The sequence below is a fragment of the Sphingomonas sp. genome, from assembly GCF_039595165.1.
In the GTDB taxonomy this organism is placed as follows: Bacteria; Pseudomonadota; Alphaproteobacteria; order Sphingomonadales; family Sphingomonadaceae; genus Sphingomonas.
On sequence record NZ_JBCNMA010000144.1, the window covers coordinates 1 to 8,096 of the forward strand.

Sequence of the window (8,096 nt, forward strand, 5' to 3'; positions counted from 1 at the left end):
CTTCATCCCGCTCGACAAGCTGTTCGTCGACAAGGCGAACATGCGCTTTGCCAAGCGCCCGCCCGACGTGTCGGACATCCTGCCGACCGTGCGCAAGCGCGGCATAATCCAGACCCTGCTGGTCAAGCCCGCCAATGACGATGGCCTGTACGGCATCGTCGCCGGAAGCCGCCGCTTCCACGCCGCGCGGCTGGTCGGCGAAGAACGCCGCGCGGCCGGCGAGGTCGATCCCGATACGCTCGCACTTCCCTGCGGCATCCTCGAAGACGGCGACGATGCCGATGCGATCGAGGCCTCGCTGATCGAAAATCTCGGGCGGCTCGACCCCGACGAGGTCACCCAATGGGAGACCTTCACCCGGCTGGTGAAGGAGGGCCGCACGATCGACGACATCGCGCTCACCTTCGGCCTTCCCGAGCTGACGGTGAAGCGCGTCCTCGCGCTCGGCAACCTGCTCCCGCGCATCCGGGCGACGTATGCCCGCGAGGAAATCGACCGGGTGACCGTCCGCCACCTGACGCTCGCCAGCAAGAGCCAGCAGAAGGCTTGGCTCGCGCTCGCCGACGATCCCGACGCCTGTGTCCCGACCGGGCACCAGCTCAAGGCTTGGCTGTTCGGCGGCCAGTCGATCAGCACCGCCCAAGCGCTGTTCGACGTGGACGCAAGCGGGCTCGCCGTGGTCGCCGACCTGTTCGGCGAAGGCGGCTATTTCGCCGATGCCGACGCATTCTGGATCGAGCAGAATGCGGCGATCGATGCGCGTTGTGCCGCCTATCTCGACGCCGGATGGGCCGACGCGGTGATCGTCCCGCCGTCCGAGCATTTCCATAGCTGGGAATATGAAAAGGCTCCCAAGCGCAAGGGCGGGCGCGTCTATATCGACGTGCGCGGCTCCGGCGAGGTGATCTTCCACGAGGGCTATCTCACCCGCAAAGAGGCTCGGCGCATCGAGAACGGCGAAGCGCCGAGCGCGCCCAAGCCGCCGCGTCCGGAGATCACCTCGGCGATGCAGACCTATATCGACCTGCACCGCCACGCCGCCGTGCGCGCCGCGCTGGTCGCGCACCCCGGGGTGGCGCTGCGGCTGCTGGTCGCGCACGCCATCACGGGCTCGCCGCTCTGGCAGGTGCGGATCGAGCCGCAGTCGGCGCGTTCCGACGAGGTGCGCGAGAGCGTCGAGGTCTCGCGCGGCGAAACCGTGTTCGACGAGCGCCGTCGTGCGGTCCTCGCCCTGCTCGGCTTCTCGCCCGAGGAGCCGACCGTGATCGGCGGTGCCATCGCCGACGCCGATGGACCGGCGGACACCCTCGCTGCGCTGTTCGCCCGGCTGCTCGCGCTGCCCGACGCCGCCGTCATGGATGTGATCGCGATCGTCATGGGCGAAAGCCTCGCTGCGGGAACTCCTGCGATCGAGGCGCTGGGGCTCCATATCGGCCTCGACATGGCCGACTGGTGGCAGCCGGATGCGGCCTTCTTCGAGCTGGTCCGCGACCGCGGGGTAATGGGCCGGATCGTCGCCGAGGTCGCGGGCGAGACCGTCGCCCGCGCCAATGCGGGCGAGAAGCTCAAGACCTTGAAGCGCATCGTCGTCGATCATCTCGACGGCGCGAACGGGCGCCCCAAGGTCGAGCGCTGGGTGCCGAGGTGGATGGCGTTCCCGCCCGCCGCCTACACGCCACGCGGCGGCGTCGGCACGGTGCAAGCGCTCGCGCTCGCGCAGCCCGATTCGGCCGCGCCACCTGACCCCGAGCCGCCCGCCGCCCCGGCTGCGGCGGCAGCAGCGCCGGGCACCGACGCGAACGATGCGCGTCCGGTGACTGCCGAACCGGAGCAGGCGCTGGCGGCGTGACGGATAGGCGGGGCGGCCAGCGCCGCCCCGCCGTTTTACGGAACCGCTCGTCGCGAAAATCCGGCCGCGCGCCTCCGCCTTTCAGGCGTCGGCGCGCGGGTTTGGCAGCGGCTAACCCATGTGCTGGCACGGAAACGCGTTGTCGGGCAGTAGTTGGCGCTCATGCCAAGATTCCGTTTCCATCTCTGCGAGCGGGGCACGCTCTGCACCGACGAGGAGGGCCGGGAGCTGCCCGATCTCGCCGCCGTCCAGGCCCAGGCGATGCGCGAGGCGCGCGAGCTGATCAGCGCCGACGCGCAGAGCGGCCAGCTCTGGCTGCGCAGCAGCATCGAGGTGACGAACGAGGCCGGCGAGAACGTCCACAGCCTCGCGTTCAGCGACGCGATCGCGCTGATCGACGCCTGAGGCGAGCGGCCGCCCGATATCATCGATCGTCGCGTGCCGGCCGTTTCGACGCGTCAGCGGCGCCTGCGATCACACCAGACCGGCCGCGGCCTCCCCCTCGGCCACCATTGCGCGATCCCGGCTTCGACCAGCGTCGCCGCCACGTCGCGGCCCTCGAGCGTCACCCGCGGGACCGTGCGATTGTAGCTGCGGCCGACCCGCTCGATCCGCACGGCCCGGCCTGCGAGCAGCGCCCGGGCACGCGCCGTCGCGACGCGGCCGGCGGCCAGCTCCTGCATGCATTTCGCCTGGCGCGGCTGCGTCTCGGGCGCATCGATCCCGGCAATGCGGATGCGCTCGCCGCTCACCAGCCGGAAGGTGTCGCCGTCGATGACATAGGCGACGCGCCCCGGCTCGGCGTGCGCCGCCGCGCCGAGCAGCAGCGCCGCGCCAAGCGCGGCGGCGCGTGCGCCGATCCGCCTCACGGCTCCCGCCTTGCCGCCTCCATCCGGTCTCCACGACCCACGCCGATTCACATCCATACGGGCCGCTATCGCGCCGATCGACGTCGGACAATCGATCTGCGGCATGCCGTTTGAGAGGCGCTGAGCTGGGCCGGTCGCGTTCCTTCACGCGGCGCCCGGCTCGACATCGGGCGGCATCGTCAGGGCCGCTCGCGCCACCGTCTCCGGCTCCTTGGGCGTATGACCTGGAACGGGCGCTGGCCGCGCGAAACCATCGCGGACGCGCTTATTTCCCCGCCGGCTTCGCCGGCTCCTCGCGGCCGCTTCGCTGCAAATAAGCGCGCCGCTCCGGTCCTCCGCTGACGCTGCGGCCCTGACGGGTTCACGCGTCCGGCTGGCGCCCGTTCCTTCGGTCCGCCCATCGCCCGGAGACGGTTCGGGCGAGATACCTAAGGAGACGATCAATGCCCGCAATCGGTTATGTCACCCGCGACGGCGAAGGCTTCAAGGGCCAGCTCAAGACGCTCTCGATCCGCACCGAGATCGAGATCGTGCCGAACCGTTCGAAGAGCAGCGACACGCAGCCCGACTACCGCGTCTCGGCCGCCGGGGTCGAGGTCGGCGCCGGCTGGGTCCGGCGCGGCGAGATGTCCGGCAAGGACTATGTGTCGCTGAGCCTCGCCGCCCCTGAGTTCGGGCCGCGCCGGCTCTACGCCAATCTCGGCCGCGCCGCCGGCCAGGACGATGACGACGCCTTCGCCATCATCTGGAACCCGGCCGACTGAGTCGGCAAGCGCTCCCGCGCCGAAGCGCGGGAGCGCAATCCCCAGAAATGGGGAGGTCGAAAACGCATGCATGGATTTTCGACCCTGCCCGACAAGGCGCGCTCGGGCCAGTTTGGGCCGGTCGCGGCGATTGACCGCCGCTTAGAACCGGACCCGACAACATGGACGACGATGCCGAAGCGCGTGCGAGGGCTGCGCGCGAATCCTGCCCGTTCCTCACCGCCAAGCAGACCGCGTTCCACCTCGGCATCGCCTGGTCGACGCTGAAGGCGATGCGGCTGGCCGGCAAGGGCCCGCGCTGCCGCCGCCATGGCCGGACCTGGCGCTACCATATCGACGATATCGAGGCCTGGTCGGCCGCGAACGCGCGCGGAGGCGACCATGGCTGACCCGCGCGACCTGCCGCTGTTCGCGCAGGCGCTGCGGCGCGACCGCCGCCGCCGGATGCTCCGCCGCCGCGGCCTCGCGGTCGCGCTCGGCGTCGCCGCGCTCGGCCTCATCATCGTCGCTCCACCGCGCCCGCGCCTCCTCTGGAACGCGAGCGCAAGCGTGCCGATCGGGCTCTACCGGGTCGGCGCCGCGCCGGCGCCGGCGCCCGGCGAGCTGGTCGTCGCCTGGCTGCCCGGACCCGCGCGCCGGCTCGCGGCGCAGCGCCGCTACCTTCCGGGCAACGTGCCCGCGATCAAGCGCGTCGCCGCCGTCGCGGGCGCACGCATCTGCGGGATCGGCGCCACGCTCACGATCGACGGCCGGGCGGTCGCCCATCGGCTCGCCGCCGACCGGCTCGGTCGTCCGCTGCCGCGCTGGGAGGGATGCCGGACCCTCCGCATCGGCGAGCTGCTGCTGCTCAATCCGGCCAGCCCGGCCTCGTTCGACGGGCGCTATTTCGGGGCGAGCCGGACCTCGGACGTGGTCGGGACCGCCCACCCGCTCTGGACCTGGCACGCCGCGGAGACCGGCGCATGACCCGGCTCCCTGTAGCCCTGTGGGCAGGCGCCGCCGTCCTGCTCGCCGCGCCCTCGGCCGCTGCTTCGCAGCCGTCGCAGGCGGGGCAGGCCGCCGCCGAGCGCGCGGTTCCGGTCGATGCCGTGACACGCTGGCGCCCCTATTCGCGCGAGGCGTCGCAGCGCTTCGGCGTGCCGCTCGACTGGATCGAGCGCGTGATGCGCGCCGAGAGCGGCGGCCGCACGCACCTCCACGGCCGGCCGATCACCAGCCGCGCCGGCGCGATGGGGCTGATGCAGATCATGCCCGGAACCTGGGCCGAGCTGCGCGCTCGGCTCCGTCTTGGCGCCGACCCGCACGACCCCCGCGCCAATATCCTCGCCGGCACCTTTTACCTGCGCCTCATGTACGACCGCTTCGGCTATCCCGGCCTGTTCGGCGCCTACAATGCAGGTCCGGCGCGCTACGCCGCCTGGTTGGCCGATGGCCGCCCGCTGCCCGCCGAGACCCGCGCCTATCTGGCGCAGGTGGGCGCCGGCGGCGAGCCGGCAGCCGCTCCCGAGAAGGCCCCGCAGCGCGCGACCCTGTTCGTGATCGAGCGCGCCGATCCCGCCGGCGCCGCTGCACCGCAGAGCGCGCCGACCGACCTGTTCGTCACCCTCTCGACGCGCCCGCCGGCAGAAGCCCAGCCGCAATGGGGAGCAGGCGGCGAGGGCCGCGCTTATCCGCAAACGGGGGAGGGCTCGTCTCGGCAAGGCCCAGCATGACGGGCGGCGGAGCGGCTGTGCAAGGCCGGCGGCCCCTCCAATTTTGCCGCGAGATGGAGCGCGCTTCGCGCGCGCTTTTGTTCGTTTGCCGCGCGACAAAATCGGTTCCTCCGCCGCCGCTTCGCGGCGCTCCGGCTGCGCCTCCGCGGCCCTGACAGCCGCCCCGCCGCCCGTCCCCGAACCTCCGTCCTCAGTCGAGAGGACGACAGCTTCGAAAGGTTCGTCATGACGATGATTTCCATTCTCCAGGTCGAGACGCGCGACGCCTATCCGGCGCTCATCGCGGGTATCGAAGCGCAGTTCGGACGCGAGGGCAGCGTCGAGATCGCTGCCCGGTTCCTCGATGCGGAGCTCGCCGATTTCCACTGGCAGAGCCGCATGATGGAGCGCCATCTCGGCCGCTACGAAGGCGAGATCGACGCCGACGACGGGGGTCTCGAGCTCGAGCGGATCGCGATCCTGGGCGTGCTCAAGGGCGCGTGGTTCGTCGCCACCTGCATCGTCGATGGCGACGGCGCGGTGCACGACATCTTCAATCTCAGGCTGATGAAAAGCGCGTGGGACGCTCACGAAGCGTTCGAACAAACGCACTGACATGCGGACATCTGCACGCGCGGGAGCGGCGTCGGAACCGCGTCGCTCTCGCTCTCTTTTCTGCCTCGGCGGGAGGCTATCGAGCGGGCATGAGGCAAGGCGCTTTGGCGCCCGCAGCGAGCGGTCGGCTCAACCGAGTCCGCTGGCAATCTTGTTGAGCTGCGTCGAGATGGCCGAAGCAATCTGATCCGGGGCAAACGGCTTGTGAACGATGATGCTGCCGGGGACTCCCTCTGCCGGATAGTCCGCGGCGCTGTCCCCCGACATATAGACGATCGCGACCGCCGGATTATGCCGGCGCGCCTCGCGCCCGAGTTCCCAGCCGGTGGTTCCGTTCCCCATCCGGATGTCGGTGACGATGCCCGCGATCTCGGGGATACGCTCGAGCATCGACAGCGCGTCCGAACCGCAATGCGCGATCTCGACGTCGTATCCGGCCTGCCGCAACGCGTCCTCGACCGTCATGACGATCATCGCCTCGTCATCGACGACGAGGATGCGGACCGTTTCGTTCAAGGGCAGCCCCCTCAGGTTCGCGCAATCGAATGCGTCTGGATTTGATCTCGATTAAACGTCCGCAGATGCGCTTCGTTTCCCGCCCATTCGGAAAAGCCGCGTAAGGCAAGATAAAGCGCCGGCACCGGCCGGCGCATAAGCCTTTGTCTGCACATCCTTTTTGCGGCGTTCGAGCGGCACTGTCGTTCGGCGGGCAGTGCCGTCGCCGCCGAAAAGCGAGGATTTCCGCGGGCCTGGACGGCACCGGTTTTCTTAGCGCTCAGGCTGCGCCAGACTGGCTTCGGGGCGCGCCAGCAAGAGCCGCCGGATGAGCGCCGACGACGACTTCGAACCCCATCTCGGGCGGCTGCGCAGCCGCCCGCCCAGGCGCGGGCGGCGCTACCTCCAGCGCGTGCTCGCAGCCGCCAATCTCGCCCGCGGTGGGGCGGCTTTTGCCGGACGACAAGCCAAGCGTTCCGCCGGCAGCCGGATCGGCCGCGCTGCCGGCGTCGGGCGGCTGCTCGCCAGTCGCGGCCGGATGAGCGCGCTCGAGCGCCGCCGCGTCGTGATCAAGACCCGCATCGCGCGGCTCGCCGGCAAGGGCGCGAGCGCGGCGGCCGCGCACCTGCGCTACCTCCAGCGCGACGGCACCACGCGCGAGGGCGAACGGGGCGCGCTCTACGGCGCCGAGCGCGATGCGATCGACGCCAAGGAATTCCTCGCGCGCGGCGCCGGCGACCGCCACCAGTTCCGCTTCATCGTCTCGCCCGAGGACGGCGCCCAATATGACGAGCTGAAACCGCTCGTCCGCCGGCTGATGGCGCGCGCCGAAGCCGATCTCGGAACCAGGCTCGACTGGGTCGCCGTCGACCATTTCAACACCGGCCATCCGCACAGCCACGTCATCGTCCGCGGGATCGACCAGAAGGGCAAGGACCTGGTGATCGCGCCCGACTATCTGACCCGGGGCCTGCGCGAGCGCGCCGCCGAGCTCGTCGAGCTCGACCTCGGCCCGCGCACGGACCGGGAAATTGCGCGCACTCAGCTCGCCGAAATCGAGCAAGAGCACCTGACCGCGATCGACCGGCGGCTGATCCGCCTCGGGGGCGAGGAGCGCATCGTCGCGGCGAGCGGCGGCGGCGCGTTCGAGCAGACGCTGCGTGCCGGGCGTCTCGTCAGGCTCGCGCGGCTCGGGCTCGCTGAGGATCTGGGGCAAGGCCGCTGGCGACTCGCGCCCGGCCTGGCCGACACGCTCACCCGGATGGGCGAGCGCGGCGACATCATCCGCACGATGCAGCGCGCCTTCACCGCGGCGCGGGTCGAGCGTGCCGCTGCTGACCAGGCGATCTACGACCCGATGTCGCCGGATGCGGGTCCGCTGATCGGGCGCGTGCTGACGCGCGGGCTCGCCGACGAGCATCGCGATCGCCATTATCTCATTGTCGATGGCATCGACGGGCGCAGCCACTATGTGGCGCTCGGACGGGAGGCGGCCGAAGGCGCCGGCGAGGCCGCGGTGGTGCGGGTCGCCCCCAATTGCACCGGCGTCCGTGAGGTGGACCGGACGATCGCCGCCGTCGCCACCGCCAACGGCGGCCGCTACGACATCGACGCGCACCTGGCCCACGACCGCCAGGCCACCGAGGCGTTCGCGCGGGCCCATGTCCGCCGGCTCGAGGCGCTGCGCCGCGGCGGCGCCGGCGTCGAGCGCCTGGCCGACGGCGGGTGGCGGATCGCGGCCGACCATCTCGAGCGCGTCGAGCGGTTCGAGGCGGTGCAGGCGCGCGCGCGTCCGGTCGCCGTCGAGCTGCTC

The 8,096-nt window shown here is 71.2% G+C and carries 10 protein-coding genes; 8 read left to right on the plus strand and 2 right to left on the minus strand.

Annotated features, from left to right (window positions below; genetic code table 11):
- Both ABDV68_RS16900 and ABDV68_RS16905 read left to right on the plus strand, forming a co-directional pair.
- The coding region (locus ABDV68_RS16900; protein WP_343521274.1) for a ParB/RepB/Spo0J family partition protein at positions 1 to 1,849 on the plus strand (1,849 nt) is incomplete at its 5' end.
- Between the two features lie 162 nt (positions 1,850 to 2,011).
- Positions 2,012 to 2,254, plus strand: coding sequence for a hypothetical protein (locus ABDV68_RS16905; RefSeq protein ID WP_343521275.1), 243 nt, complete (start codon positions 2,012 to 2,014; stop codon positions 2,252 to 2,254).
- Between the two features lie 53 nt (positions 2,255 to 2,307).
- Here the strand turns inward: ABDV68_RS16905 and ABDV68_RS16910 are convergent, their stop codons facing one another.
- Entirely contained in the window at positions 2,308 to 2,718 is a 411-nt protein-coding gene (locus ABDV68_RS16910; protein WP_343521276.1) for a thermonuclease family protein, read from the minus strand.
- Positions 2,719 to 3,161: 443 nt separating this feature from the next.
- Here ABDV68_RS16910 and ABDV68_RS16915 point away from each other — a divergent pair, with 443 nt between their 5' ends.
- The 5 genes from ABDV68_RS16915 to ABDV68_RS16935 all read left to right on the plus strand — a co-directional run bounded on the left by ABDV68_RS16915 (position 3,162) and on the right by ABDV68_RS16935 (position 5,788).
- Positions 3,162 to 3,482: a DUF736 domain-containing protein gene (locus ABDV68_RS16915; RefSeq protein WP_343521277.1), complete on the plus strand. Its 321-nt coding sequence runs from the start codon at positions 3,162 to 3,164 to the stop codon at positions 3,480 to 3,482.
- 161 nt (positions 3,483 to 3,643) lie between these two features.
- On the plus strand, positions 3,644 to 3,871 hold the full coding sequence (locus ABDV68_RS16920) for a helix-turn-helix domain-containing protein (protein WP_343521278.1): 228 nt from the start codon (positions 3,644 to 3,646) through the stop codon (positions 3,869 to 3,871).
- Positions 3,864 to 4,448, plus strand: a complete 585-nt coding sequence (locus tag ABDV68_RS16925) for a S26 family signal peptidase (protein WP_343521279.1) — start codon at positions 3,864 to 3,866, stop codon at positions 4,446 to 4,448. The genes ABDV68_RS16920 and ABDV68_RS16925 overlap by 8 nt, the downstream gene beginning before the upstream one ends.
- On the plus strand, positions 4,445 to 5,194 hold the full coding sequence (locus ABDV68_RS16930; RefSeq protein ID WP_343521280.1) for a lytic transglycosylase domain-containing protein: 750 nt from the start codon (positions 4,445 to 4,447) through the stop codon (positions 5,192 to 5,194). The genes ABDV68_RS16925 and ABDV68_RS16930 overlap by 4 nt, the downstream gene beginning before the upstream one ends.
- Before the next feature lie 225 nt (positions 5,195 to 5,419).
- The gene (locus tag ABDV68_RS16935; protein WP_343521281.1) at positions 5,420 to 5,788 is read left to right on the plus strand and encodes a hypothetical protein; all 369 of its coding nucleotides are present in this window, start codon (positions 5,420 to 5,422) and stop codon (positions 5,786 to 5,788) included.
- Positions 5,789 to 5,917: 129 nt separating this feature from the next.
- Here the strand turns inward: ABDV68_RS16935 and ABDV68_RS16940 are convergent, their stop codons facing one another.
- Complete coding sequence (locus ABDV68_RS16940) at positions 5,918 to 6,304, minus strand: response regulator (RefSeq protein ID WP_343521282.1); 387 nt, start codon at positions 6,302 to 6,304, stop codon at positions 5,918 to 5,920.
- Positions 6,305 to 6,611: 307 nt separating this feature from the next.
- Here ABDV68_RS16940 and ABDV68_RS16945 point away from each other — a divergent pair.
- A partial coding sequence (locus ABDV68_RS16945; protein ID WP_343521283.1) for a DUF3363 domain-containing protein occupies positions 6,612 to 8,096 on the plus strand: 1,485 nt, incomplete at its 3' end.

Coding starts and splice junctions, on each gene's coding strand:
- ABDV68_RS16905 (WP_343521275.1), top strand. CDS start 2,012: ATGCCAAGATTCCGTTTCCATCTCTGCGAGCGGGGCACGCTCTGCACC.
- ABDV68_RS16915 (WP_343521277.1), top strand. CDS start 3,162: ATGCCCGCAATCGGTTATGTCACCCGCGACGGCGAAGGCTTCAAGGGC.
- ABDV68_RS16920 (WP_343521278.1), top strand. CDS start 3,644: ATGGACGACGATGCCGAAGCGCGTGCGAGGGCTGCGCGCGAATCCTGC.
- ABDV68_RS16925 (WP_343521279.1), top strand. CDS start 3,864: ATGGCTGACCCGCGCGACCTGCCGCTGTTCGCGCAGGCGCTGCGGCGC.
- ABDV68_RS16930 (WP_343521280.1), top strand. CDS start 4,445: ATGACCCGGCTCCCTGTAGCCCTGTGGGCAGGCGCCGCCGTCCTGCTC.
- ABDV68_RS16935 (WP_343521281.1), top strand. CDS start 5,420: ATGACGATGATTTCCATTCTCCAGGTCGAGACGCGCGACGCCTATCCG.